This window comes from Streptomyces sp. NPDC048111 (genome assembly GCF_043202815.1).
In the GTDB taxonomy this organism is placed as follows: domain Bacteria; phylum Actinomycetota; class Actinomycetes; order Streptomycetales; family Streptomycetaceae; genus Streptomyces.
This window is the reverse complement of the sequence record NZ_JBIDBD010000012.1, coordinates 1-26,488: the sequence shown is the minus strand read 5'-3', so window position 1 is coordinate 26,488 and position 26,488 is coordinate 1. Positions and strand designations below refer to the sequence as shown.

The 26,488-nt window shown below is 71.7% G+C and carries 21 protein-coding genes; 11 read left to right on the top strand and 10 right to left on the bottom strand.

Annotated features, from left to right (window positions below; genetic code table 11):
- Positions 1-5: 5 nt before the first annotated feature.
- The 4 genes from ACGF3I_RS20225 to ACGF3I_RS20210 form a co-directional block, all read right to left on the bottom strand.
- Entirely contained in the window at positions 6-677 is a 672-nt protein-coding gene (locus ACGF3I_RS20225) for a DUF4241 domain-containing protein (protein WP_393133892.1), read from the bottom strand.
- Between the two features lie 209 nt (positions 678-886).
- The gene (gene gltX, locus ACGF3I_RS20220) at positions 887-2,371 is read right to left on the bottom strand and encodes a glutamate--tRNA ligase (RefSeq protein WP_393133890.1); all 1,485 of its coding nucleotides are present in this window, start codon (positions 2,369-2,371) and stop codon (positions 887-889) included.
- On the bottom strand, positions 2,364-3,158 hold the full coding sequence (locus tag ACGF3I_RS20215) for a fumarylacetoacetate hydrolase family protein (protein WP_393133888.1): 795 nt from the start codon (positions 3,156-3,158) through the stop codon (positions 2,364-2,366). The genes gltX and ACGF3I_RS20215 overlap by 8 nt, the downstream gene beginning before the upstream one ends.
- Before the next feature lie 124 nt (positions 3,159-3,282).
- Positions 3,283-3,486: a hypothetical protein gene (locus tag ACGF3I_RS20210; protein ID WP_393133886.1), complete on the bottom strand. Its 204-nt coding sequence runs from the start codon at positions 3,484-3,486 to the stop codon at positions 3,283-3,285.
- A gap of 583 nt (positions 3,487-4,069) precedes the next feature.
- On the opposite strand from ACGF3I_RS20210, the gene ACGF3I_RS20205 reads away from it, so the two are divergent.
- The 8 genes from ACGF3I_RS20205 to ACGF3I_RS20170 all read left to right on the top strand — a co-directional run bounded on the left by ACGF3I_RS20205 (position 4,070) and on the right by ACGF3I_RS20170 (position 14,623).
- Entirely contained in the window at positions 4,070-7,813 is a 3,744-nt protein-coding gene (locus tag ACGF3I_RS20205; RefSeq protein ID WP_393133884.1) for a nitrate- and nitrite sensing domain-containing protein, read from the top strand.
- A gap of 9 nt (positions 7,814-7,822) precedes the next feature.
- Positions 7,823-8,236, top strand: coding sequence for a roadblock/LC7 domain-containing protein (locus ACGF3I_RS20200; RefSeq protein ID WP_100577622.1), 414 nt, complete (start codon positions 7,823-7,825; stop codon positions 8,234-8,236).
- Between the two features lie 178 nt (positions 8,237-8,414).
- A complete protein-coding gene (locus ACGF3I_RS20195; RefSeq protein ID WP_053727885.1) occupies positions 8,415-8,822 on the top strand; it encodes a DUF742 domain-containing protein in 408 nt (135 codons plus the stop codon).
- On the top strand, positions 8,803-9,384 hold the full coding sequence (locus tag ACGF3I_RS20190) for an ATP/GTP-binding protein (protein ID WP_100577621.1): 582 nt from the start codon (positions 8,803-8,805) through the stop codon (positions 9,382-9,384). The genes ACGF3I_RS20195 and ACGF3I_RS20190 overlap by 20 nt, the downstream gene beginning before the upstream one ends.
- Positions 9,385-9,740: 356 nt before the next feature.
- Positions 9,741-12,947 (top strand): nitrate- and nitrite sensing domain-containing protein, encoded by a 3,207-nt coding sequence (locus ACGF3I_RS20185; RefSeq protein WP_393133881.1) that lies wholly within the window; start codon positions 9,741-9,743, stop codon positions 12,945-12,947.
- A 10-nt stretch (positions 12,948-12,957) separates the two neighbouring features.
- On the top strand, positions 12,958-13,371 hold the full coding sequence (locus tag ACGF3I_RS20180; RefSeq protein WP_053725133.1) for a roadblock/LC7 domain-containing protein: 414 nt from the start codon (positions 12,958-12,960) through the stop codon (positions 13,369-13,371).
- A gap of 111 nt (positions 13,372-13,482) precedes the next feature.
- Complete coding sequence (locus ACGF3I_RS20175) at positions 13,483-14,061, top strand: DUF742 domain-containing protein (protein ID WP_393133878.1); 579 nt, start codon at positions 13,483-13,485, stop codon at positions 14,059-14,061.
- Positions 14,042-14,623 (top strand): ATP/GTP-binding protein, encoded by a 582-nt coding sequence (locus tag ACGF3I_RS20170; protein WP_100577617.1) that lies wholly within the window; start codon positions 14,042-14,044, stop codon positions 14,621-14,623. Before ACGF3I_RS20175 ends, ACGF3I_RS20170 begins: the two co-directional genes overlap by 20 nt.
- Before the next feature lie 81 nt (positions 14,624-14,704).
- Here the strand turns inward: ACGF3I_RS20170 and ACGF3I_RS20165 are convergent, their stop codons facing one another.
- The 5 genes from ACGF3I_RS20165 to ACGF3I_RS20145 form a co-directional block, all read right to left on the bottom strand.
- Positions 14,705-15,535, bottom strand: a complete 831-nt coding sequence (locus tag ACGF3I_RS20165; RefSeq protein ID WP_393133876.1) for an alpha/beta fold hydrolase — start codon at positions 15,533-15,535, stop codon at positions 14,705-14,707.
- Entirely contained in the window at positions 15,528-16,121 is a 594-nt protein-coding gene (locus ACGF3I_RS20160; RefSeq protein WP_393133874.1) for a TetR/AcrR family transcriptional regulator, read from the bottom strand. The genes ACGF3I_RS20165 and ACGF3I_RS20160 overlap by 8 nt, the downstream gene beginning before the upstream one ends.
- Positions 16,122-16,256: 135 nt before the next feature.
- Positions 16,257-16,472, bottom strand: coding sequence for an acyl-CoA carboxylase subunit epsilon (locus ACGF3I_RS20155; RefSeq protein WP_393133872.1), 216 nt, complete (start codon positions 16,470-16,472; stop codon positions 16,257-16,259).
- Between the two features lie 12 nt (positions 16,473-16,484).
- Complete coding sequence (locus ACGF3I_RS20150) at positions 16,485-18,068, bottom strand: acyl-CoA carboxylase subunit beta (RefSeq protein WP_393133870.1); 1,584 nt, start codon at positions 18,066-18,068, stop codon at positions 16,485-16,487.
- Positions 18,069-18,278: 210 nt separating this feature from the next.
- A complete protein-coding gene (locus ACGF3I_RS20145) occupies positions 18,279-20,684 on the bottom strand; it encodes a polysaccharide lyase 8 family protein (RefSeq protein ID WP_393133868.1) in 2,406 nt (801 codons plus the stop codon).
- Positions 20,685-21,022: 338 nt separating this feature from the next.
- Here ACGF3I_RS20145 and ACGF3I_RS20140 point away from each other — a divergent pair, with 338 nt between their 5' ends.
- Positions 21,023-22,078, top strand: coding sequence for a substrate-binding domain-containing protein (locus ACGF3I_RS20140; protein WP_393133866.1), 1,056 nt, complete (start codon positions 21,023-21,025; stop codon positions 22,076-22,078).
- Positions 22,079-22,543: 465 nt separating this feature from the next.
- On the opposite strand, the gene ACGF3I_RS20135 is transcribed toward ACGF3I_RS20140, so the two are convergent.
- Positions 22,544-23,896, bottom strand: coding sequence for a M64 family metallopeptidase (locus tag ACGF3I_RS20135; RefSeq protein WP_393133864.1), 1,353 nt, complete (start codon positions 23,894-23,896; stop codon positions 22,544-22,546).
- 112 nt (positions 23,897-24,008) lie between these two features.
- On the opposite strand from ACGF3I_RS20135, the gene ACGF3I_RS20130 reads away from it, so the two are divergent.
- Positions 24,009-25,340, top strand: coding sequence for a helix-turn-helix domain-containing protein (locus tag ACGF3I_RS20130; RefSeq protein ID WP_393133862.1), 1,332 nt, complete (start codon positions 24,009-24,011; stop codon positions 25,338-25,340).
- Between the two features lie 178 nt (positions 25,341-25,518).
- Positions 25,519-26,148 carry a YceI family protein gene (locus ACGF3I_RS20125; protein WP_393133860.1) on the top strand — a complete coding sequence of 210 codons (630 nt, stop codon included), beginning with the start codon at positions 25,519-25,521 and terminating at the stop codon, positions 26,146-26,148.
- Positions 26,149-26,488 lie beyond the last annotated feature (340 nt).

The following is a 26,488-nucleotide window of genomic DNA, read 5'->3' as shown; positions in this document are numbered from 1 at the left end:
GGGCGTCAGGGGACGAGTGCCTCGGCGGGGACGACGAAGAAGTCGGTGACGAAGCAGGTGATGGCGCCCGAGGCGTCGCGGCCTATCCAGGTCGGGTACGCGCCGTCGCCCCACCCCGAGGTGAAGGCGATCAGGTTGTGGCCGGTCGCGGGGTCGGTCACGGTGTGCGGGCCCGGGGTGGGCGGGACGGTGTCGAAGGCGTCCCACAGCGGGCCCTCGTCGCCCTCGCAGTCGGGGAAGGAGGCGTCGGACCCGGCGTCGTAGAAGCAGCCGGTGCCGGCGTCGACGCCGTACCCGAAGAACTCCTCGTCATCCAGCTCGGCCAGCTCCTGGCCCGGCTGGAGGGCGAGCTCCCACGCGACGGTGGGGGCGTCCTTGATGACGAGCCGTGCGGCGGCCACCCGCAGGTGCGGGAAGTCCGCCTCCGGCTCGCCCTCGCGCACCAGCGTCGCCACGGCCGCGTCCACCCGGTAGCGCCCCGGCTCCACCTGCGCCGTGAACGGCTCGGCCTCCCCCGCTCCGAGCGAGACGAACGGGTCGCAGGCGATGACGCGCCCGGTGTGCAGCCACAGCTCCCCACCGGTCACCACGTCCATCGTGCCGACGGTGCCCGACTCCTCGGTGAACGTGTTCCCCGGGGTGAAGTGCCAGGAGAAGTCGGGGGCGGGCATGGGCATGGGGACTCCTGGGGTGGCGTGGCGGCGGTGCACGGCGGGACCGGCACTCCTGAAAACATAACTCCCCCCACCGACAACGCCGTCGCCCGCCACCGCCCGCCAACTGCCCCGCCCGCGCGCGGTGTTGCCGGGCGCGGGCGAGCCGGGAGCGGCATGCCGAAGGGGCGGCGCCCGGGCCGGGCGCCGCCCCTCAACCGTCCGCGTGCCGGCTAGGCCGTCAGCCTGGCCAGGGCCGCGTCGATCCTCGCCAGGGTCTTCTCCTTGCCCAGGATCTCCAGGGACTCGAAGAGCGGGAGGCCGACCGTGCGGCCGGTGACGGCGACGCGGACGGGAGCCTGGGCCTTGCCGAGCTTCAAGCCGTGCTCCTCGCCCGCCGCGAGGACCGCGTTCTTGAGGGACTCGGGCGACGTCCAGTCGGCCGCTTCCAGCTTCTCGCGGGCCGTGCGGAGCAGGGCGTCCGAGCCCTCCTTCATCGCCTTCGCCCAGGACGCCTCGTCCTCGACCGGCCGGTCGAGGAAGAGGAAGTCCACGTTGGCGGTGATGTCGGAGAGGACCGTCACCCGGGTCTGGGCGTGCGGGGCGATCGCCTGCCAGGCCTTCTCGTCGAAGTCCTCCGGGGCCCAGTTGGCGTGCGGGGCGCGCAGCCACGGCTCGCAGGCCGCCGCGAAGGCCTGCTCGTCCAGCATGCGGATGTGGTCCGCGTTGATGGACTCGGCCTTCTTCAGGTCGAAGCGGGCCGGGTTGGCGTTGACGTCCGCGATGTCGAACTTCGCGACCATGTCCTGGATCGAGAAGACGTCCTGGTCGGCCGAGAACGACCAGCCGAGCAGGGAGAGGTAGTTGAGGAGGCCCTCGGGCAGGAAGCCGCGCTCGCGGTAGACGTTGAGGGACGCCTGCGGGTCGCGCTTGGAGAGCTTCTTGTTGCCCTCGCCCATGACGTACGGCAGGTGGCCGAAGACGGGGATCCGCTTGGCCACGCCCAGCTCGATCAGCGCCTGGTAGAGCGCGATCTGGCGCGGGGTGGAGGACAGCAGGTCCTCGCCGCGCAGCACGTGGGTGATCTCCATCAGCGCGTCGTCGACCGGGTTGACCAGCGTGTAGAGCGGCGCCCCGTTCGCGCGGACGATGCCGTAGTCGGTGACGTTCTCCGCCTGGACGGTGATCTCGCCGCGGACCAGGTCGGTGAAGGTGGTCGCCTCGTCGGGCATCCGGAAGCGCACGACGTGGCTGCGGCCCTCGGCCTCGTACGCCTGCTTCTGCTCGGCGCTCAGCTCGCGGCAGTGGCCGTCGTACCCGGACGGCTTGCCGGCGGCGCGGGCGGCCTCGCGGCGGGCGTCCAGCTCCTCGGTCGTGCAGTAGCAGGGGTAGGCCTTGCCGGCGGCGAGCAGCTTCTCGGCGACGTCCCGGTAGATGTCCATCCGCTGCGACTGGCGGTACGGCTCGTGCGGGCCGCCGACCTCCGGGCCCTCGTCCCAGTCGAAGCCCAGCCAGCGCAGGGAGTCCAGGAGCTGGTTGTAGGAGTCCTCGCTGTCGCGCGCCGCGTCGGTGTCCTCGATGCGGAAGACGAACGTGCCGCCGTGGTGCCGGGCGAACGCCCAGTTGAACAGGGCGGTGCGGACCAGGCCCACGTGCGGGTTGCCGGTCGGGGAGGGACAGAAACGAACGCGGACGTCCGCGTCCAGGGGGTTAGCCACGCTTGATCACCCTGTTGGTGAGAGTGCCGATGCCTTCGATGGTGACGGCGACTTCGTCGCCGACGTTGAGGGGGCCGACCCCGGCCGGGGTGCCGGTGAGGATGACGTCGCCGGGGAGCAGCGTCATGGCCTCGGTGAGGTGGACGACCAGGTCCTCGATGGAGCGGATCATGTCGGCCGTGCGGCCGAGCTGGCGCTGCTCTCCGTTGACGGTGGCCTGGATGGCGAGGTCGCTCGGGTCCAGGTCCGTCTCGACCCAGGGGCCGAGCGGGCACGAGGTGTCGAAGCCCTTGGCGCGGGCCCACTGCTTCTCGCGCTTCTGGACGTCGCGCGCGGTGACGTCGTTGGCGCAGGTGTAGCCGAAGATGACGTCCTTGACGCGCTCGCGCGGGACCTCGCGGCACATGCGGCCGATGACGACGGCGAGCTCGGCCTCGTGGTGCAGCTCGTTGGAGAAGGAGGGGTACTCGATGCTGTCGCCGGAGCCGATCACCGAGGTGGTCGGCTTGAAGAAGGCGACCGGCGGCTCGGGGCGGCCCTGGTCGTCGACGATGGCGTTGCCGAGTTCCTTCGCGTGCTCCGCGTAGTTGCGGCCGATGGCCACGACCTTGTTGGGGAGCACGGGCGGCAGGAGGCGGACCTTGTTCAGCGGCACCTTGGTGCCGGAGAGCTCGAAGTCCGCGTACGGGATGCCCTTGATGATGTCGAGGACGAGGCCGTCGGGGCCTTCGCCCTCGACGGCTCCGAAGGCGACATTGCCGTCGATGGAGAACCTGGCGATGCGCACGAGTGCTGTCGCCCCTCACTTCGCTTTGCTGGGGATGACCGGAGCTGGAACCGGCCGGAGTCGGACGCTCCAGGCTAGCGCGGGCGGCGGCACCGGCCGTGCGATCGGCCGCGGGCGCCCCGGATCAGACGGCGGCGGCGGTCTCGGCGGCGCCGGCCTGGGCCGGGGCCTTCATGAGGATGGTGCGGCGCGGGTTGGCCGTCTGGGCCGGCAGGTCGACGGTGTGCTCCGGCTGAGCCGTCCGCTGCAGTTCCTCGGCGTCCGCGAGGTGCGCCAGGGTGGTGCGGCGCGGGTTGGCTATGTTGCGGATGATCATCGTCGTCTTCATCTCTGCTACGAACCCTGTCGGTACGGGCGCTCGGCGGCGCCGGTTGTCGGATCGGCCATCCCTGTAAAGCGTCAGGCTAAACATTCGAATTCCCGGCAAAGGGACGTAGAGACGACGATCAACATGTGAGTTTGCTCACGAATGAAGCCACAAAAGGGATATAAGGGTCCGCCAACGGGGCGTCAAGGAACGGACATTCCGGTACTGAACCCGCTATTCCGCTCCTGATCATCGCGACTGGGACACCCCCCACCCGTAAGCGACTCGTAAGCATAAGTCCGTTTCCTCCGTGATCACTTTCTACGTCTCGTGACGCAATCCTCACAATGTGTCACTCAGGTCACGGCCCGGTACGCGGGCCTTGTTGGAGATCCGGCACTGTGCTGGAATTCCACGCACCGCCGCGGGTCACTGGACCGGCGCGCAGGGGCGCAACGCAGCGCCGGGTGAGCGGCGGGAGGGGGAGCAGAACAAGCGCCGGTCACTCAGACCACCCAGGGGGCGCGCAGTGCCCCCATGACGCCGACACCGTCCCATCCGCTTCCGAGCGGGGAGGACGCCTGGTCCAGAGGTTGCGACGCTAGTGCAGGGACGTTTCAAGAGGGATGGCAGCGCTGCGGCGGAGCAGGAGCCGCAGGGCGGGACTGGCCCCAAGACGGCCAGTTCCTCGCCCCAGCACGCCCAGAACCCCCGGGGCCCCGAGAACCCATCCTCCTCGCCGGCCGGTGAGGCGAGCGGCCAGACGGCGCGCACCGGTGGGCCCACGGGCCCGTCCGGCGGTGGTGAGGCGACCGGTGCCGACCGCAAACCCACGGGTCTCGTCGACACGGGCTCGCGAATAGCCCTGCGCAACTGGCGCATCTCCACCCGCCTCGTGGCCCTGCTGGCCCTGCCCGTGGTCGCCGCGACCACCCTGGGCGGGCTGCGCATCCAGCAGTCGATGAACGACATGCAGCAGCTGGAGCACATGCAGCTGCTCACCGACATGACCAAGCAGGCGACCGAGCTCGCCGCCGCGCTCCAGACCGAGCGCGACGACTCGGCGGGCCCGCTCTCCACGCAGACCTCCGACGCCCGCGTCCAGACCGACCGTTCGGCCACGGACCTGGTCAAGAAGTCGTTCATCAACGCGACCCAGGACGTCAGCGGCACGGAGGACGACGACGCGCTCGAGTCGATCCGGCGCAACGTCACCAACATCGCGATCCAGCTCCAGGACCTGGAGAGCATCCGCAGGACCGCGTACAAGGAGGGTTCGACCAACTCCCAGACGGTCGAGTCCTACAGCCGCCTCATCCGCGGTCTGCTCAGCCTCTCCCAGGACATGGCCCAGGCCACCTCCAACCCGGAGATGATCAAGCGGACCCGTGCGCTCGCGGCCTTCTCCTCGGCCAAGGAGTACGCCTCGGTCCAGCGCGCGATCATCGCCGCCGCGCTGCCCGCCACCAAGGACAAGGCGGGCGACCTCACCGAGCCCGACCGCCTCTACGCCAAGGCCGCCCAGGACGGCGAGCGCCAGTCGCTCGCCTCGTTCCAGAACGTCTACGAGGCCAACGGCGGCAACTCCACCGAGCTGATGGCCCCGCTGGACAAGGGCAACTCGGAGATCACCGCCGCCAACGCGTACTCGCAGCGCGTGCTCAAGAACACCGGCGGCATCAACCAGGAGCAGCGCCGCTCGTACCTCGACTGGTACGACCAGGACTCCAACAAGATCAACCAGATGAAGACCATCGAGCAGACCCTGCTCGGTGAGATGGAGCAGAAGGCCCGCGAGCTGCGCGACTCCTCGCAGCGCGACGCGATCCTCAACGGTGCGCTGATCCTCATCGTGCTCGGCGTCTCGCTCGTCGGCGCGTTCGTGGTGGCCCGCTCCATGATCCGCTCGCTGCGCCGGCTCCAGGACACCGCCACCCGGGTCGCCCAGGACCGTCTGCCCGAGCTCGTCAAGCAGCTCTCGGAGTCGGACCCGCAGGACGTCGACACCTCCGTGGAATCGGTCGGCGTGCACTCGCGCGACGAGATCGGCAAGGTGGCCGCGGCCTTCGACGACGTGCACCGCGAGGCCGTCCGCCTCGCCGCCGAGCAGGCCCTGCTGCGGGGCAACGTCAACGCGATGTTCACCAACCTCTCGCGCCGCTCCCAGGGTCTGATCCAGCGCCAGCTCTCGCTCATCTCCGAGCTGGAGTCCCGCGAGGCCGACCCGGACCAGTTGTCGTCGCTGTTCAAGCTCGACCACCTCGCGACCCGTATGCGCCGTAACGGCGAAAACCTCCTCGTCCTCGCCGGTGAGGAGCCGGGCCGGCGCTGGACGCGCCCGGTCCCGCTGGTCGACGTGCTGCGCGCCGCCGCCTCCGAGGTGGAGCAGTACGAGCGCATCGAGCTGGCCGCCGTGCCCGCGACCGAGGTCGCGGGACGCGTGGTCAACGACCTCGTGCACCTGCTCGCCGAGCTCCTGGAGAACGCGACCTCGTTCTCCTCCCCGCAGACCAAGGTCCGCGTCACCGGTCACGCGCTGCCCGACGGCCGCGTCCTGGTCGAGATCCACGACACCGGCATCGGCCTCTCCCCCGAGGACCTCGCCGCGATCAACGAGCGGCTCGCGTCGCCGCCCACCGTGGACGTCTCGGTCTCGCGCCGCATGGGTCTGTTCGTGGTCGGCCGCCTGTCCCTGCGACACGGCATCCGCATCCAGCTGCGCCCGTCCGACTCCGGCGGCACGACCGCGCTCGTCATGCTGCCCGTCGATGTGGCCCAGGGCGGCAAGAAGGTGCCCGGCAAGCCGGGTGCCGGTCAGCCGCAGGCCCCGGCCGGCCAGGGCGGCCGCCCCGGTCTCGCCGGCGGTCCGCCCTCGCGCGCCGGTCTCGCCGCGGGTCCGCTCGCCGGCGGTCCCGGCGCTCCCGGCAACCGGCTCGGCGCGGGCGCCCCGCGCGGCCAGGTCGCCGGTGGCCAGGGTCCGCGCGCCGCGCTCCCGCCCCGGGGCAACGCGAACGCGCCCCAGCAGCAGGGGCAGGCCCGGCAGCAGGGCGGGCAGTCCGCGTTCGGCAGCGCTCCGGCCGGGCCGTCCGCGCCCCGCCGCGGCGACCGCCCGATGACCCCGCCGCCCGGCGCCCCGCGCGCCGAACTGCCCGGCGGCAACCCGCTCGCCCCGCAGCAGAACCAGAACCAGAACCGGCAGCAGGCCACGAGCTGGGGCACCGACCCCTCCTCGGCCCTCGACGCGCCGCGCGGCCACGAGGAGCCGGAGCAGCACACCGGCCAGTACCCGCGTCCCCCGCTCGACGAGCGCCAGGGCCCGGCCGCCACGGCCGAGTTCGCCCGCCCGGACTTCGACGGCCCCCCGCCGGGTTCCCAGCAGGACAACGGCTCGGGCACGGGCCAGTTCGTACGCCCCGACGTGTTCGGCGCGCCGGCCGCTCAGGACCCCTCGGCGACCGGGCAGTTCGAGCGCCAGGACGTCTACGGCGGCGGGTACGGCGAGCAGTCCTCCGCCACCGGCCAGTACGCGCGGCCCGACCAGGACCCGTCCGCCACCGGCTCGTACGCACGGCCCGGTCAGGACGCGGGCGGCGCCGGTCAGTACGGGCGTCCCGCGGCCGACGACCGGCAGAACCCGGCCCTGACCGGCCAGTTCGAGCGTCCGGACTTCAACGCGCCGCGCCCCGCCGCCCCGCAGCCGGTGCCGCCGCAGCAGTACCAGCAGCAGGGCCAGGACTTCGGTCCCGGTGCCCGGCGTCCGGAGGGCGACGACTTCGGCGCCCCCCGCAGGCCGGCCGCGAGCCTGCCCGCGCAGTCACAGCCCGAGGCCCTGCCGCCGGCCGGCAACGGGGACGGCCGCACCCCGCTGTACGACACGCTGGAGACCAACTGGTTCCACCAGCAGGGCCAGCAGGGAGGCCGGCAGCAGGCGCCCCAGGCTCCGCAGCAGCAGGCTCCGCAGGGCCAGAACGGCGCCCCGCGCCCGCCGGCCCCCGAGCGCCTGCCCGTCCGTGACGGTGGTGCGAACGGCTCGGCCGGCTCCAACACCACGGGCACCTGGCGCAGTTCGCCCAACGACGACCTGGTCCGCCAGGCCGAGCGGGCCCGCAAGCCCGCCGCCGGCGGCGTGACCACGTCCGGACTTCCCAAGCGGGTCCCGCGCGCCAACCTGGTGCCGGGCACCGCACAGCAGCAGAACCACCAGGCAGGACCCCAGGTTTCCCGGGCGCCGGACGACGTGCGCGGCCGGCTGACCAATCTCCGCCGGGGCATCCAGCAGGGCCGGCAGGCCAACAACGGCTCCACCGGCAGCTTCCACGTGGACCCCACTCACCAGCAGGAGCGTTAGTTGAGTCCGATGAGCCAGGCGGCACAGAACCTGAACTGGTTGATCACCAACTTTGTGGACAACACCCCCGGGGTGTCCCACACGGTGGTGGTCTCCGCCGACGGCCTGCTCCTCGCCATGTCCGAAGGCTTCCCGCGCGACCGCGCCGACCAGCTGGCCGCCGTGGCGTCCGGGCTGACCTCGCTGACCGCCGGGGCCTCCCGGATCTTCGAGGGTGGCAGCGTCGCCCAGACCGTGGTGGAGATGGAGCGCGGCTTCCTCTTCCTCATGTCCGTCTCCGACGGATCCTCCCTCGCCGTGCTGGCGCACCCGGAGTGCGACATCGGCCTGGTGGGCTACGAGATGGCCCTCCTGGTCGACCGCGCGGGCAGCGTCCTCACTCCGGACCTGCGCGCCGAGCTCCAGGGCAGCCTGCTCCACTGACCGCAAACCCCCCGGCCGAGCCGCTCGCGAGGCCGGGGGTCGGGAGCCGCCTGCGCCGTCCCCTCCGGCGCGGACCGGCCCCCGCACGATGCAGACACCCGTCCCGGCCGCACCACTCCCCCCACCGGCCCTGCCCGACGGCTTGCAGATGCCTTGCTGTCCCCGCCCGGAGGAACCAATGACCCCGCCACCCGCCTCACACGATTCGTACGGCGCGCTGCACGACGCGGCGTACGACGGTGAAGGCGACCAGCCGCTGGTCCGTCCGTACGCCATGACCGGCGGCCGGACCAGGCCGCGCTACCAGCTCGCCATCGAGGCGCTGGTCAGCACCACCGCAGACCCGGCGCACCTCGCCACGCTTCTTCCCGAGCACCAGCGGATATGCCACCTGTGCCGTGAGGTGAAGTCGGTGGCGGAGGTCTCCGCGCTGCTGCAGATGCCGCTCGGTGTCGCCCGGATCCTCGTGGCGGACCTGGCGGAGGCCGGCATGGTGGCGATCCACCAGCCGGGCAATGGAGAGACCGGCGGCACGCCGGACGTGACACTGCTCGAAAGGGTGCTCAGTGGACTTCGCAAGCTCTAGCGGCGGTGCCGCCCGTTCCACCACGTCGGCGAAGATCGTGGTGGCGGGCGGCTTCGGCGTGGGCAAGACCACGTTCGTCGGCGCGGTCTCGGAGATCAACCCCCTGCGCACCGAAGCCGTCATGACCTCCGCCTCCGCAGGCATCGACGACCTCACCCACACCGGCGACAAAACCACCACCACCGTCGCCATGGACTTCGGCCGCATCACCCTCGACCAGGACCTCATCCTCTACCTCTTCGGCACCCCCGGACAGGACCGCTTCTGGTTCATGTGGGACGACCTCGTCCGCGGCGCCATCGGCGCCGTCGTCCTCGTCGACACCCGCCGCCTCGCCGACTGCTTCCCCGCCGTCGACTACTTCGAAAACTCAGGACTCCCCTTCGTCATCGCCCTCAACGGCTTCGACGGACACCAGCCCTACACCCCCGACGAAGTACGCGAAGCACTCCAGATCGGCCCCGACACCCCCATCATCGTCACCGACGCACGCCACCGCGCCGACGCCAAGAGCGCCCTCATCACCCTCGTCGAACACGCCCTCATGGCCCGCCTCAAGTAGGCAGGGGCATACGGCAGTTGTCGTAGGCGAAACAGGGGCGGACTGTGTCCTTTGACACGATCCGCCCCTGTGTTCATAACGTTTCGACAGAGAATTATCGTGTCACCGCAACCCGCCGCGTTCATCCGGTGTCACTGCGCGCACAGCGGCCCCGCCATTTGGCGGGGCTCGCTCTTTATGCCCGTTTTATCTGAGGTCTTGGCCACTCGGAACCGCGGATTCCAGACGTTTGGATGGCGGCCGTCCCACGTGCTGGAATTCGGCGAACTCCCGAGTAGTACGGCCCCGAGAAGTACGGCTCTGAAACACACTGCGGCACGCCCCACGGGTGCCGGCTCCGAGAGGTTGTTGGTCGAGTGAAGCGAAGCAGGACAAGCTCCGCGACGCAGCAGGCGCGGGGCAACTTCACCCCGCCGCAGCGCGCTGCGGCGGCACAGCCCGCGCCCCAGACCTCTGCCCCGGACTCCGGCAAGAAGGCCGCCCCGGGCAGTACCAGCCGCTTCTCGCCGCGCAACTGGCGCGTGGCCACCAGGCTGAACGCGATCCTCCTCATCCCCGTCCTGGTCGGCCTCGTCATGGGCGGCTTCGAGGTGAACGGGTCCATATCCACCTGGCGCGACGCCCGCAACGCCGAGAAGGTCGCGAACATCGTGCGCGCGGCCTCGGACTACGGCCAGGCGCTGCTCAACGAGCGTGACCTGACGGCCGAGCCGCTCCTGCAGAACAAGCGGGACAGCGACGTCGTCAGCAAGGCGTACGCCACCTCCGACGCCGCCCGCGCCGCGTTCGACCAGGCCGTCCAGGGCATGCCGGACACCCCGAGCCTCAAGCGCCGGCTGGCCAAGGTCCGCGAGGCCGAGAAGACCCTCGACGACCTGCGCAAGACCGCGTACGCCAAGGGCGTCGAGGCCAAGAACCCGGTGCTGACCGAAGAGGGCTACACCGCGATCCCGCACTACCTGAGCACGTTCTCCAACGAGCTCGGCCTGGGCACCGGCAACATCACCAGCTACGGCCGCATGGTGTACGCGGTCGACCTCGCGAAGTCCGCCGAATCGCTCCAGCGCTCCATCGGCCTGCACCTCCTGCTGCGGCCCAGCGACGACGCGAAGACCTTCCAGATGCAGGTCAAGGCGTTCAACTCGTACAACTACCTGGAGTTCATCGCCCTCGGCGAGTTCGACGCCGGTGGCACGGACGAGGACAGCCGGCACCTCAAGGAGGTCATGGCCGCCAAGGCGGCGAAGATCGCCCAGGAGTTCCCCGGCGCCAAGCAGCAGGCCGACAACGGCCCGCGCATCGGTGCCGCCCCGGCCGCCGACGGCTCGATCTACAACGGGATGGCCGCCGCGATCGGCGAGGGCCTGACCTCCAAGCAGCTCAAGGCGCAGGGCATCACGGCCGAGTCGTGGATGGCCGCCGCCACCTCCAAGTTCGACGGCTACAGCCAGGTCGAGGACGAGCTCGTGACGCGGGCCGTGACCGAGGCCGGCCAGATCGCCGACGACGCCAAGACCACCGCCTACATCAACGGCGCGATCGTCGTGGTCGCCCTGCTCGCCGCGTTCATCCTGGCCGGCATGGTCGCCCGCCAGATGAGCCGCTCGATGCGCCGGCTGCGCACCGCCGCCTTCGACGTGGCCGAGCAGCGCCTGCCGATGCTCGTCGACCAGCTCTCGCGCACCGAACCCGGCCGCGTCGACACCCGCGTGGAGCCGATCCCGATCGACTCCACGGACGAGATCGGCGAGGTCGCCCGCGCCTTCGACCAGGTGCACCGCGAGGCCGTCCGGCTCGCCGCCGAGCAGGCCCTGCTCCGCGGCAACGTCAACGCGATCTTCACCAACCTCTCGCGCCGCAACCAGTCCCTGATCGAGGGCCAGCTGACCCTGATCACCGACCTGGAGAACAACGAGGCCGACCCGGACCAGCTGGAGAGCCTGTTCCGGCTCGACCACCTGGCGACCCGTATGCGCCGCAACGGCGAGAACCTCCTGGTCCTCGCCGGCGAGGAACCGGGCCGCCGCTGGGACCAGCCGGTCCCGCTGGTCGACGTGCTGCGCGCCGCCTCATCCGAGGTGGAGTCCTACGAGCGCATCGAGCTGTCGGGCGTGCCGGAGGCCGAGATCCACGGCCGGGCGGTGACCGACCTCGTGCACCTGCTCGCCGAGCTCCTGGAGAACGCCACCACGTTCTCCTCGCCGCAGACCAAGGTCCGCGTCACCGCGACCCGGCTTCCCGACGGCCGTGTGATGGTCGAGATCCACGACAAGGGCATCGGCCTGACCGCCGAGGACTTCGCGGACATCAACCACCGCCTGGCCAACCCGCCGACCGTGGACGCCGCCGTCTCGCAGCGCATGGGCCTGTTCGTGGTCGGCCGCCTCGCCGACCGCCACGGCATCCGCGTCCAGCTGCGCCCCTCGGGCGAGCAGGCCGGCACCACCTCGCTCGTCATGCTCCCCGACCCGATCACCCATGGTGGCGGTGGCGAGAGCCACCCGGCGGGCGACGACTTCACGGTCTCCTCGATCATTCCCGAGCAGCAGCCGCAGCAGCAGCCGTACGAGGCGGCCCCCGCCCCCATGCGCACCGCCGCCGAGCTCGGCTTCGACGACTCGCGCTACGACACCGGCGAGAATGCCGACCCCCGCGAACTCGACCCGGTGAACCGGTCGTTGATGCGCGAGGAGCGCCGCGCGGCGCTGGAGGCCCAGGCGCAGGGCGGCGACCGCCCCCTCTACCGGGACGAGCTCGAACCGCAGCAGAACCAGGCGTACGACGGCTCGTACCAGGGCCAGCAGCAGTACACGGCGCAGGACCAGTCGTACGAGGGCTCCTACGAACCCCAGCAGGCGACCGGGTACGACGGCTCGTACCCGGACCAGCAGTACGCCCCCGAGCACACCGGCGCCTACGCCCAGGACTCCTACGCGCCGCATGAGGACTACCGGGAGTCCGCGTATCCGGAAGGCTCCTACGGCGAGCCGACGGCCGGCCAGGGCTCCTACGAGGACCCGTACGCCGCTCAGGCCCCGCACGGGAGTTGGCCGCAGGACAACACCTACCAGGAGCCCTACGCGGCCCCCTTCCAGCCGGAAGCGGAATCCGCCGAGGAGTCCCGCGCCGTTTCCGCGGACCCCGCCGAGCGCGTAGGCTTCGACCGTCCGGACCCCAGCTCGACGACTGCCCACGGGATGACCGAGGCAGGTCTTCCCCGGCGCGGCGGCCAGCCGAACCGGCCGGCCGAGTCCGGGCAGCAGCAGGCCGATTCCTCGGACGGACCGGCGGACGACTGGCGCTCGACCAACGACGAGCGCTGGACGCGGGCCGAGAAGCTCCGTGAGCCCAAGGCCGGCGGGGTCACTCCCTCCGGTCTCCCCCGGCGGGTGCCCAAGGCCAATCTGGTCGAGGGCGCGGCCGAGCAGACCCCGCAGGGCGGCCCTCAGGTCTCCCGCGCTCCGGAGGACGTGCGCGGCAGGTTGAGCAACCTGCGCCGCGGTGTCCAGCAGGGCCGTAACGCGGGGTCGGACACAAGTAACACCTACAACCAGGAGCGTTAGTGTGAGCCCGATGAGCCAGGCGGCGCAGAATCTGAACTGGTTGATCACCAACTTCGTGGACAACACCCCCGGGGTGTCCCACACGGTGGTGGTCTCCGCCGACGGACTCCTGCTGGCGATGTCCGAAGGCTTCCCCCGGGACCGGGCCGATCAGCTGGCGGCCGTGGCCTCCGGTCTGACGTCCCTCACCGCGGGCGCCTCCCGGATCTTCGAAGGCGGCGCCGTCAACCAGACGGTGGTGGAGATGGAGCGCGGCTTCCTCTTCATCATGTCCGTCTCCGACGGTTCCTCCCTCGCCGTTCTCGCCCACCCCGAGGCCGACATCGGTCTGGTGGGTTACGAGATGGCGCTGCTCGTGGACCGGGCCGGCAGCGTGCTGACTCCCGACCTCCGTGCGGAGCTTCAGGGAAGCCTTCTTAACTAGTTACCGATCAGTTCTCAATCAGCAGACAGGCCGTGCGTTTCTCGCCACCGCCCCATAAGGTGCGGTGGCGCGGCCCCCATGGGACGGGCACCGGTAGTCGGAGGAGGAAACGTGACAACACCCCCAGGCGGTCACCCATACAGCGGTGGACAGCAGTCTCCGGGTGAGCACGGCCAGAACCGCTTCACCTTCCCCTCCGCCGGCAGACACGGTCAGGGCCAGGGCCCGTACCAGCAGCCCTACCAGCAGCCCCACCGCCGGCCCAGCCCGTACGACCAGCCGCCGCAGCCCCGGATCGAACCGGTGCAGCCGCGGCAGACCCCCCAGCCTTCACCCGCGGGCGGCGCGCACAATCCCCTTGTGCGCCCGTACGCCATGACCGGCGGCCGCACCCGGCCGCGCTACCAGCTCGCCATCGAGGCGCTGGTGCACACCACGGCGGAACCCGCACGGCTGCAAGGGCAGTTGCCCGAGCACCAGCGGATCTGCCACCTGTGCCGCGAGATCAAGTCGGTCGCCGAGATCTCGGCACTCCTCACCATCCCCCTCGGCGTTGCCCGGATCCTCGTCGCCGACCTGGCGGAGGCCGGACTCGTCGCCATCCATCAGCCCGGCGGCGACGAGTCCGCCGGCGGACAGCCAGACGTGACACTGCTCGAAAGGGTGCTCAGTGGACTTCGCAAGCTCTAGCGGCGGTGCCGCCCGTTCCACCACGTCGGCGAAGATCGTGGTGGCGGGCGGCTTCGGCGTGGGCAAGACCACGTTCGTCGGCGCGGTCTCGGAGATCAACCCCCTGCGCACCGAAGCCGTCATGACCTCCGCCTCCGCAGGCATCGACGACCTCACCCACACCGGCGACAAAACCACCACCACCGTCGCCATGGACTTCGGCCGCATCACCCTCGACCAGGACCTCATCCTCTACCTCTTCGGCACCCCCGGACAGGACCGCTTCTGGTTCATGTGGGACGACCTCGTCCGCGGCGCCATCGGCGCCGTCGTCCTCGTCGACACCCGCCGCCTCGCCGACTGCTTCCCCGCCGTCGACTACTTCGAAAACTCAGGACTCCCCTTCGTCATCGCCCTCAACGGCTTCGACGGACACCAGCCCTACACCCCCGACGAAGTACGCGAAGCACTCCAGATCGGCCCCGACACCCCCATCATCGTCACCGACGCACGCCACCGCGCCGACGCCAAAAGCGCCCTCATCACCCTCGTCGAACACGCCCTCATGGCCCGCCTGCGCTAACCGCCCGGGCCAGGGACCCCGAGCCCCCTCCGGAACCTTTCGGGACGGGAGGGGCCGGGGGCACGGGCTCCGGGGCGCCGCCTACCCCAGCAACTCGCCCAGCCGCAGGGCGAGTTGGGCGGGGTGCGTCAGCACCCCGAGGTGGCCTCCCGGCAGCTCCGCGAGGCCGACCCCGTACCGCACCGCGAGGACTTCCGCCGGCCGCGCCAGCCGGAGCCCGGCCGATGCCCGGCCCACGGCCGGCACCAACGCGTCGGCGCACAGGCCGAGTCGGGTCGGATCCGGCACGTGCCGGGTGAACGGGCCGAGGATGTGCCCCAGGAAGAACCCGGAGTTCTCCCCCACCCGCGCCAGCGTCTCCCGCATCCGCGGCGACAGGCCGGACAGGCCCGGGCGCTCGCCCCGCTCCTCGCCGCACCCCGCACTCATCTCGGCCATGGCCGCCTCCACCCCGGCCGCGTGGAACGTCTCCACGATGTGGCCGAAAAAGGCCTGCTGTGCCACGGCGTCCGGCAGCAGTGAAACCAGCGGCGGCTCGTGCGCGACCACCCGGGCGAGCCGGTCGGGGTGCCGCGTGAGCAGCTCGACCGCCACGATCGCCCCCGAACTCGTCCCGAAGACATACGCGGGCGGCCCGTCGGGCGCGAGGTGCTGGAGCAGCCGGTGGGCGTCATCGGCCTGTGTGCCGACCCGCTGGTCCACCTCCGCCCCGTCGAGCGGTGAGCGCGAGTTTCCGCGGGGATCGTAGGTGATGACCGTGAAGCGGTCCGCGAGCGCGTCGGCGACCGGCTCCACGATCCCGGCGTCCCCGCCTCCGCCGACGATGAGCAGCAGCACCGGCCCGGCTCCGCGCACCTCGTACCGCAGGGTCGCGCCGGGCACCTTCAGGGTGCCGACCACGGGTTCATTCATGTTCCTCGTCCCCCTCCTCGTTGCGGGGCCAGTGCTCCAGGAGGACGTGCAGCGCCTCGACCCCGCGCTCCCACGACCTCTGCACCTCGCGGGGGTGGCCGAAGCCCCCTTCCGCTTCGAGGGTGATGTAGCCGTGGAAGGTGCTGCGCAGCAGGCGTACGGCGTCGGTGAGGTCGGGCTCGCCGAGGCCGTAGGCGCGCAGCATCCCGTACGTCGTGTCCACGGTGCGCGCCAGAACGGTCGAGCCCGCGAGCAGTTCCGGGTCGACCTGGTGCTGGGTGGCGGCGTACCGGCCGGGGTGGGCGAGGGCGTACGCCCGGTAGGCGTCGGCGAAGGCGACGAGCGCGTCCTTGCCGGCCCGGCCCGCGACGGCCGCCGCGATGGAGTCGACGAACTCGCCGGCCGCGTACAGCGTGACCCGCTGCCGCAGCTCGCGGAGGTTCCTGACGTGCGAGTACAGGCTCGCGTCCTTGACGCCGAAGCGCCGGGCGAGCGCGGACACCGTGATGCCCTCGTACCCCGCCTCGTCCGCGAGTTCCGCTCCCGCCACCGCGAGCCGCTCGACCGTCAGCCCCGCTCGGACCACCCCCGCACCTCCATCCATCTGGAACCTAGAGCCCCTAGGTTTTGCCCTAAGGTACCTAGCCGATCGCATCGGCGCCAACGAAAAAGCCCCCGCCCGGAAGGCGGAGGCTTTTCTCGTCAGTGGGTCCCGGGCGGGTCAGCCCTGCCAGGAGTGCGGGGCGCGGAACCCCGGGGTGCGCTCCAGACGGCGCCAGCCGGCGGTGGAGCGGCCGCGCTGGGAGGCCGCGGCGGCGGGCTGGGCGGCGGCGCGCGCCAGGAGGACGGCGGTGATGGCGGCCAGCTCCTCGGGAGCGGCCTCGCCCTTCTCCACGCGGAGCAGGGACAGGGACGGAGCGGTATGCGGTGTGGTCACGTTCGTCTCCTCTTACTGAGGCGGGTTGCCGTGCTTGCGGGACGGCAGGTCGGCGTGCTTGGTCTTGAGCATCGCCAGGGAGGCGATGAGGACGGCGCGGGTCTCGGCCGGGTCGATCACGTCGTCGACCAGACCGCGCTCGGCCGCGTAGTACGGGTGCATCAGCTCGGCCTTGTATTCCTTGACCATCCGCGCCCGCATCGCCTCCGGGTCCTCGGCGTCCGCGATCTGCCGACGGAAGATCACATTGGCCGCGCCCTCGGCGCCCATGACCGCGATCTCGTTGGTGGGCCAGGCGTAGGTGAGGTCGGCGCCGATGGACTGGGAGTCCATGACGATGTAGGCGCCGCCGTAGGCCTTGCGCAGGATCAGCGAGATGCGCGGCACCGTCGCGTTGCAGTACGCGTACAGCAGCTTCGCGCCGTGCCGGATGATCCCACCGTGCTCCTGCGAGACGCCCGGCAGGAAGCCGGGCACGTCCAACAGGGTGACGATCGGGATGTTGAAAGCGTCACACATCTGGACGAAGCGGGCGGCCTTCTCGGACGCCTCGATGTCGAGCACCCCGGCCAGCGACTGCGGCTGGTTCGCCACGATGCCGACGACCTGACCGTCGAGACGGGCCAGCGCACAGATGATGTTGCGCGCCCACCGCTCGTGGACCTCCAGGAAGTCCCCGTCGTCGACGAGCTCCTCGATCACCTTGTGCATGTCGTACGGACGGTTGCCGTCGGCCGGGACGAGGTCGAGGAGGACCTCGGAGCGGCGGTCGGCCGGGTCGTCGCTGCTGTGGACCGGCGGGTTCTCCCGGTTGTTCGACGGCAGCATCGAGATGAGGTAGCGGACCTCGGCGAGGCACGTCTCCTCGTCGTCGTACGCGAAGTGCGCCACACCCGACGTCTCGGCGTGCACGTCCGCGCCGCCGAGCCCGTTCTGCGAGATCTCCTCGCCCGTCACCGCGCGGACCACGTCCGGACCGGTGATGAACATCTGCGAGGTCTCGCGGACCATGAAGACGAAGTCGGTGAGGGCGGGGCTGTAGGCGGCGCCGCCGGCGCAGGGGCCCAGCATCACGCTGATCTGTGGGATCACGCCCGAGGCCCGGGTGTTGCGCTGGAAGATGCCGCCGTAGCCGGCGAGCGCGGACACGCCCTCCTGGATACGGGCGCCCGCGCCGTCGTTCAGGGAGACCAGCGGGGCACCGGCCGCGATGGCCATGTCCATGATCTTGTGGATCTTCGTGGCGTGGGCCTCGCCGAGCGCGCCGCCGAAGATCCGGAAGTCATGGGCGTACACGAAGACCGTGCGGCCCTCCACCGTGCCCCAGCCGGTGATCACACCGTCGGTGTACGGCTTCTTCGCCTCCAGACCGAAGCCGACGGCCCGGTGCCGGCGCAGCTGCTCGACCTCGTGGAACGAGTCGGGGTCGAGCAGCAGGTCGATGCGCTCGCGGGCGGTCAGCTTGCCCTTGGCGTGCTGGGCCTCGGTGGCACGCTCGCTCGGCCCGCGACGGGCCTCCTCGCGCAGGGCAAGAAGTTCTGCCACACGTCCACGCGTATCGGTCGGCTCACCCGGCGTCTGGTCCACAACGGTCATGTATCGACCCTACGAAAGGGGTCAAGCATTTCCTCCGTCGACTCCGAACAGTCTCGGGCCCGCTTTCCTAGTGGGGGCTGACAGTAGACCTGCACCAGGCAGCCGACTCGACAGCGCAGGGGGCCCGAGCTCTGTAGGGTTCCGACAACGGCCCTGGACCTGGCCGTCAGCGTCGCGTCAGCGCGCCGTCAGATCCGGATCAGCTCCGTGTCAGCCGAGGACGACCTCGGTACGCACGGTGGTGCAGGCGGTGCCGGGCGCGATGCGCAGCCGGAGCGAGCGGCCGGTGGCGAGCACCTCCACCCGCGGGTCCCGCGTGGCCACCGAGCGTACCGGCCGGTCCCAGGTCAGTTCGACGGGCGTCCCGGTGCGCTCGGGCGCGGCGAGGCAGAGCGTCGCCGTGCGCCGCACGGTGTGGACGAGCACGCTCGCCGGGCCGTCGACGCCGAGGCCGCCGACCGCGCCCGCCGTCCAGAAGTTGGCCGCGGTCAGACCGAGCCGGGTGGCCGAAATGGCCTGCGTGGAGGGCGAGTTGGCGAGGACGCGGATCCGGTCGCGGTCGGCGGCGCGGACCGCGGTCTCCCCTTGCCGGGCGCCGGGCAGCAGGACGTAGGCGTACGTGGCTCCGGCCGGATCGGTGCCGTGGTCGAACCAGAGGGTGAGGTAGCGGCGGGTGACGGGGTCCTGGCTGCCGCCGGTGTTGATGGCCTTCCAGGTGCCGGTGCGCTCCTCGCGCAGGGTCTGGAGGGGCGCGCCGCCGGGGAACACATAGCCGCCGTGGCCCGCGAGATGGGCCCAGCGGGCGCCGGGGAAGGTGTCGTGGCGGCCCAGGGTCACGGGCAGGCGGCGGCCGTCGACGGTGAGGGCGTTGGTGCCGGTGGCGCCGAGGTTGCGGTGGTCGGCGATCGATTCGACGGGGACGCCGTCGGCGGCGGTGATCCCGGCGCCGAGACAGACGATCTCGTCGCCCGCGAAGAACCAGGACTTGCGGGCGGTGAGGGTGGAGGACAGGCCCTTGAGGTGCTGGCCGACGGCCGCGTAGGTGCCGTCGCTCGCGCCGCCGACCCAGGCGGCGTCGGGCCGGGCCGCGCCCCAGGCGCCGCCCTCGCCGTCCGCGAGCGGCTTGCGCGCGACGGTGGTGCCGGGCAGCCGATACGGGTCGGCGGTGGGCCAGAAGCCGTCGCTGTACTGGTCGCCGGCGAAGCCGTCGCCCCACCAGGCGAGCATGCCGGAACCGGTGTGCCAGCCGCGGAGGTTCTCGCCGTTGCCGTTCTCGTAGTACGCGATGCGCCGCGAGGACATGCTGAGGGAGGCGGCGAAGCGGGTGCCGCGGTGCACGGCGCGGTCCATCGCGGGGAACAGGCGCGGGCCGACCGGGGCCGGGGCCGCCGAGGGCGCGGCGTCGACGGCGGCGCGCAGCAGGGCGAGGTTGGCGACGGAGAGCCGTTGGTCGGCGAGCACCGGGGTGGTCTGCGCCCGGTCCGTCCAGCCCTTGATCAGCGCACGCCAGCGGTCGCGCTCGGCGGGCGAGGCCCCGAGGGCGAGCATCGCGATGTGGGCCATGATCGTGCGGCCCATGAGCTGGTCGTCGGTGGTCTGGCGGGAGATCGCGCGGCCGTTGACGCAGTCCATCATCAGGCCGTCGTGCAGGAAGGGCGCGTAGCTGCGCTCGACGGAGTCGAGGATGATCTGGCGGTTGGGGTCGGTGACCGCCCAGGTGGAGCCGGCGAGCAGCGCGAACAGCCGGGAGAGGCCGTCGATCTGCACCTCTCCGTACGAGCCGGTGTAGGCGATCCAGGTGTGCTGGACGAACGATCCGTCGGCGTACAGGCCGTCGCCGCCGGTCACGTACGGGAAGACCGGCGAGAGCGCGTCGCGGGCCAGGGCGAGCTTCGCGGCGCTGCGGCCGAGCACACCACGGGTGGCGAGCACGCGGCACAGGTCGGTGCGGTTGGCGCCGGTGGAGGTGCCGGTGTAACTGCCGACGGCGCTGTCCGGCACGAAGTGGTCGATGGCGGCCGTGTAGTGGGCGAGCTGCTCGGCGCCGAGGGTGTCGTACGCGATGACGGCGGTGTCGAGCAGCAGCCGGGAGCTGCCGATCTGCCAGTCCCACCAGTTGCCGAACGTCTTGGTGTTCTCGTTGTAGATCAGCGTGTAGAGGTGGTCGAGGCCGTGGCCCACCGCCGCGATGAGCGCGGCGTCACCGTTGGATCCGGTGCCGGGCTGGGCCCAGGCCTGCGCCATGGTGTTGAGCCGGGCGTAGCTCGTGGTCATGGCGGCGGAACCGGTGGCGGGGACGGTCAGCGGAAGGTCGGGCCAGAGGGATCCGGTCGCGGGAGCCATCGTGTCGCGCGCGGTGCGGGCCGCGGCGCCGAGGTCGGCGAGCTTGGTGGCGTAGGGCTCGGCGCGGGCGTCGAAGCCGCTGCCCAGGGTGAGGTCGCGCCATCGCAGGCGCAGGGCATCGAACTCGTCGGCGGATTGCGCGAGTTGGGACGCGGCGGCGGCCGGAGCGGCTTGCGACGCGACGGCGGGGGCGAGACCGAGTGCTACGGCCGCGGCGCCGGTGCCGGACGCGGCGAGGAAGGAGCGGCGTGAACTGCCCTGCGGGGATGGCATGGTGCGGAACCTCCGGAGCGTGAGCGAAGAAGGAGCGACACGGGCACGGGGTGCGGGCGGACGCGGGCGGCGGCCCCGGGGGACTGCGAGCGACGCGTGGGCGAGGGGGGCTGGGGGCTTGCGGCTGTAGGCCGGGCTGCGAAGCGCGATGGAGCGGTTTGTCTCATGACATCGAAAGAACGCGCAATACTTCGCACATTCATCGTGAGAATTGATCGTTCGCGCAGAATCGTGCACGAACGATCCAACGGGCGTTACGCTCCAGGTCAGCCGGACGGCGGTCGGCGGCGCGGAGCCGAACAGGGCCGGGAGTGCCGAACATGAGGGGCGGGGGCCATATGCATGCCGAGGACAGGCACCAGGCGATACTGCGGCGGCTGCGGGAGCGCGGCTCGCTGCGAGTGACGGACTTCGCCGAGGAGTTGAGGGTCTCCGCGGTGACCGTGCGGCGGGACGTGGAGGCGCTGGCGGAACGCGGTCTGGTGGCGCGGGTGCACGGCGGCGCCCAGCTGCCAGACACCACCCGGGCCCCGGTCGCCGCGCCCGCCCGTAGGCCGGGCGGCGCACCGCTGGTCTTCGGCCTCGTCGTACCGACGGCGGACTACTACTACCCCGAGGTCATCAAGGGGGCGAGGGAGGCGGCCGCGGCCCGGGGCATCCGGCTCGTGCTCGGCATCTCGCAATACCGGCCCGACGAGGAGCGCGCACAGGTGCGCCAGCTGCTCGCGCACGGGATCGACGGGCTGCTCATCGCGCCGTGCGGCCCGGCCGTCGACCAGGACTGGGCGGCGGCGCTCGGCGTGCCGTTCGCCCTGGTGGAGCGGCGGTCGACGGACGACGTGCCCGGTGCGGAACGGGTGGTGACCGACCACGCCTACGGTGCCAGGCTCGCCGTCCGCCACCTCGCCGGGACGGGGCGCGAGCGGATCGGACTGCTGCTGCGCGCGGACAGCCCGCACGGCGCGCTGGTCAGGGAGGGCTACCTCGGCGGGCTGGCGTCACTGGGGCTGCCCGCGCCGGAGGGGCTGCGCTTCGCGATCACGGCGCCGGAGACCGATCCGCTGCGCCGGGACGCCCAACTCGACGAGTTCACCGGGGCGGTGGGGGCGGGGCTGCTCGACGCGGTCCTGGTCCACAACGACCATGACGCGATCGCGCTGCTTCCGCGGTTGCGGGCACGGGGGTTGCGGGTGCCGGACGACCTCGCGATCGTGGCGTACGACGACGAGGTCGCGGCGCTGGCGGACACGCCGCTGACGGCTGTGGCGCCGCCGAAGCGGGCGGTGGGTTTCGCGGCGGTGGACCTCCTGTCCGCCCGCCTGGCCGACCCCGGCCGCCCCCGGCACCACCTCAGCATCCTCCCCGAACTGAACCACCGCGCCTCCACGCAGTGACGCCCCCTCCGGGGAGAATGCGCGGCCGGCCCCGCAGGTACGGACTGCGCCCGCACGCCTTCCGGCTACGGACCGCGGCCGCTCCTCGCGCAGTTCCCCGCGCCCCCAACCCCTCGGTCACGTGCGGACCGTGGTCGCTCCTCGCGCAGTTCCCCGCGCCCCTTGGCAGGACCGGTCCTGGCCCGCACGCACATCCCAGCCCGCCCTGCGCAGTTCCCCGCGCCCCTTGGCGGGACCGGTGCTGGTCCGCACGCACATCCCAGCCCGCCCTGCGCAGTTCCCCGCGCCCCTTGGCGGGACCGGTGCTGGTCCGCACGCACATCCCAGCCCGCCCTGCGCAGTTCCCCGCGCCCCTTGGCGGGGCCGGTGCTGGTCCGCATCGGGACACCTCAGCCCGTCCGGCGTTTGAGGACGAGCGCCGTTCAGGCGTGAAAGGGGGGTCTGGGGCGCAGCCCCAGGGAGCGGTCAGCCGTGGACTTGCCAGGTGGTGGTGGCGCGGAGGGTCTGCGCGATGCGGGGGTCACGGACGGACGGCGTCGCATCGCTCACCCGCACCGAGAGCCGGTGCACCCCCCACCCCAGGCCCAACCCCCGCACCCCGACAGCCGTACGCCCCGAATACCCCCGCAACTCTCGCCCGTCCAAGTACCACCGCACCGTCAATTGACGCCCACCCACCAGCCGCGGCACCGCGACCCGCGCCGTGTCGTACGGCCGCAGCGTCCGCCCCGTGGGCGTCAGGGGCGTGGCGATCGTCGCGTGCCGGTAGAACCCCGCGATCATCGCCTCCACCCCGGGCAGGTTGAACGGCTTGCCCAGGATCCGCATGATCGACCCGTCGGTGGGCCGGCTGAGGCCGGTGACGTAGTAGCCGCCGCCCTCGTACGCCCCCACCGTCCCCCCGTCCGGCGAGGTCTCACCCAGCCAGCGGTACCACTTGGTGCGGTCGGCCGCCATCTGGTCGGCCGTCAGGACGGAGATGTTGGACTGTTCCGCCTCGGGTCCGTCGTAGTGCTCGTAGCCGGGGGTGTCCGGGTAGAAGTACTCGTCGGCCAGCTTGCCGAGCGAGTGCCCGGTCTCGTGGATCGCGACCTGCCCGGACTTGGCGTTGCCGGCGGACGCGGTGGATATGCCCTCGTACCCCAGCGTCTTGGACGGCTCGTTGTACCCGGCCCCGCCGTACTTCGCGCTGTTGGCGAGGACGACCACCAGATCGGCCTGGGGCGCCTTCGCCACGTACGCGTCGACCTTGTCCTGGTCGACGCAGAGCAGCCGCTCGACACCGTCGCACCAGAAGTAGGAGCCGAGCGCTGTGTTCTTCACGTCGCCCTGCGCGGGATCGCCGGAGACCCCGCTCTGCGGGGAGACCGCGTCCACGGTCCAGACGTTGAAGAGGTTCTGGTACGTGGTGTAGGGCTCGACGCCGGTGATCTCGCCCCACTTCTCCTTGGCGTCGGCGTGGAACTGGTTCAGCTGGTCGGCCGTGTAGCCGTCGCCCACGACGACGATGTCCAGGCGGTCCGCGGTGGAGCCGTTGTCGACCACCTTGGTGACCTGGCCGTCCGCCGCCTTCGCCGCGGGAGCCGACAGACTCGGGGCGGGCCCGCCCCGGCCGGCCGCCGGGACCAGGGTGTGCCCGGAGCCCGCGGGCGTGGCCCCCGAGGCGGCCTCCGGTCCGGGTATCTCGACCTGCACCCGCGGCCGCGGCGGCGGTGGATCGGCGGCGGCCGCGGTGCCGGGGCCCGCGGCGAGTGCGGCCAGGACGGTGGCGCCGGCGAGCGTGGCCGTCGCGATGCCTCTGCGCATGGGTGGGCGCATGAAGTCCTCTCCCTGTAACGGAAGTTAAGTCGTCGGGTAAATACGTTGAACGGCCTGCTTAAATTAGGGGGCGCACGGGGTGTGCGCAATGCCCTGGGGCCAAGGGGACGTGATGGACGAACCTTCCGTGATCGGCCGCCGAGTTCAGCGACTGCGCTCCCAACTCGGCCTGACGCAGCGCCAGTTGGCGGAGCCCGCCTATACGCCCGCCTATGTCTCCACCCTGGAGTCCGGCAAGGTGCGCCCTTCGGAGGCGGCCCTGCGCCATCTCGCGGAGCGGCTCGGCACGACGTACGACGAGCTGACCACCGGGCGCCCCGCCCGGCTGCTCACCGAGCTGCGGCTCGGCCTCACCGACGCCCAGCGGGCCCTGGCGACCGGCGAGGCCGACGAGGCGGCCGTCCTCTACCGCCGGCTGCTCACCGAGGCCGAACTGCACCAGCTCGACGAGGAGCGCGCCGAGGCCCTGCTCGGGCTCGGCGACTGCGCCCTGGAGAGCGGCGAACTCGACGACGCGGTACGCCACTTCGAGGCGAGCGAGCGGATCCTCGCCACCGAGCCGCTCCCCCGCCGGGCGCGTGCGGTGCGCGGCCGGGCGGTCGCCCACATCCTCGCGGGCGAACTGCGCTACGCCTGCTACGTCCTGGAGTCGGCCATCGACGAGCTCGGCACCAGCGGGCTGGCCGACCCCGAGGCGCTGGTGCTCCTGTACGCGGCGGTCATCGGGCCGTACCTGGACATGGGCGCCCAGGCCCGCGCGGCGCGCGCCGCCGAGCTGGCACTCGCCCTGGCCCCCCGGGTCTCGGACCCGGCGCTCGTGGCCGGGATGCACCGGCAGGTCGCCCGGACCTTCCTCGCCGAGGGCCGGCTCGCCGACGCGGACGCCTCGCTCGCCAAGGCCCAGTCCATCTACCGCCAGTTGCAGCTGCGCACCGACCTGGCGCACTGCCACTGGATGCGCGGTTACGTCTACGCCCAGGAAGGTCGACTCGACCTTGCCGAGCGGGAGTTGCGCACCGCGCGCGACATGCTCGCGGCCAAGCGGGCCGCCCTGTTCACCGCGCAGGTCGAGGTCGAACTCGCGGACGTGCTGCGGCGCCTCGGGCAGCACACCGAGGCGATGGCCCTGCTCGCCCCGCTCACCGAGCTGGGCGACCAGCACGGCGCGGTGCACGCGGGGGGCGCGCACCGACTGCTCGGCCTGATCCACGAGGAGCGGGGCGACACCGGGACGGCCGAGGAGCACTACGTCACCGCGCTCGGCCTCCTGGAGCGCAGCGGCGCCACCGGGGACATGGCGGACCTGTGCCGGCTGCTCGGCGATCTGCTGCGCCGTGCCGGACGCGTCGAAGCGGCCATGGACGCCTACCGCACCGGCCTCGGCCACCGGGCCGCCCCCGGCACCACCACCCTCGGGCCCGCCCCGACACCGCCCGGCCTCTGACTCGGGCCGGCCCGATTTCCTTGGCCTCTGACCCGGGCCGGCCCGGCTCCGACCCGGCCCGGAGTACGGTCGGCTTCCGAAGTAGTTGAATCTCGAACGGAATGGTTCTACAGTCAATCTCGTTGAAAGTTAAACCGCTCCGGCGCAAGGCCGCAGCACGTCCCCAAGGGAGCACGTCATGGGTCTCTTCGGCCGCAAGACCAGCAGCACCGCCTCCACCGCCACCCTCGACCCCGCCGCGCCCGCGCCCGTCGCGGTCGACCCGGCGCTGGCCGCGCTGAGCGGTACGTACACGATCGACCCGGCGCACAGCAGCATCGGCTTCACCGTGCGGCACGCCATGGTCACCAACGTGCGCGGCTCCTTCGCCGAGCACGAGGGCACCCTGACCCTGGACGGCGCGGACCCGGCGGCCTCCAGCGCCTCCATCGACGTCAAGATCGCCAGCGTGGACACGGGTATCGCGGACCGCGACGCCCACCTGCGCAGCGCCGACTTCTTCGACGCCGAGCAGTTCCCGCTCATGACCTTCCGCTCGACCGGGGCGCGGGCGCTCGGCGGCGACACGTACCGGATCACCGGTGACCTGACGATCAAGGGTGTCACCCGGCCGCTCTCCATCGACCTGGAGTTCAACGGCACGGCCACCGACCCGTACGGGAACCAGCGCGTGGGGTTCGAGGGTGGGGCGGAGATTCTGCGGTCGGAGTGGGGGCTTACTTGGAATGCTGCGTTGGAGACGGGTGGGGTGATGGTCAGTGACAAGGTGAAGCTCACCTTCGACATCTCGGCCATCAAGTCCGCCTGACCTCCGCCCCGGACCCCGAGGGGGCTTGCCCACCCACCCGCCCGTGCAGGGGGTTGAAGGGTGCGGCCTCTGGGGCTGCGCCCCAGACCCCCTGAGGGGCTCCGCCCCTCAAACCCCGGCGGGTTTGCCCACCCACCCGCCCGTACAGGGGGTTGCATCGGCTGAGCCCTGGGGCTGCGCCCCAGACCCCCCGAGGGGCTCCGCCCCTCAAACCCCGGCGGGGGCTCCGCCCCCTGCACCCCCGCTTTCGCGCCTGAACGGCGCTCGTCCTCAAACGCCGGACGGGCTGAGGATGCGCATGCTGGCCGGCACCGGTGCGGTTAGGGGCGCGGGGAACTGC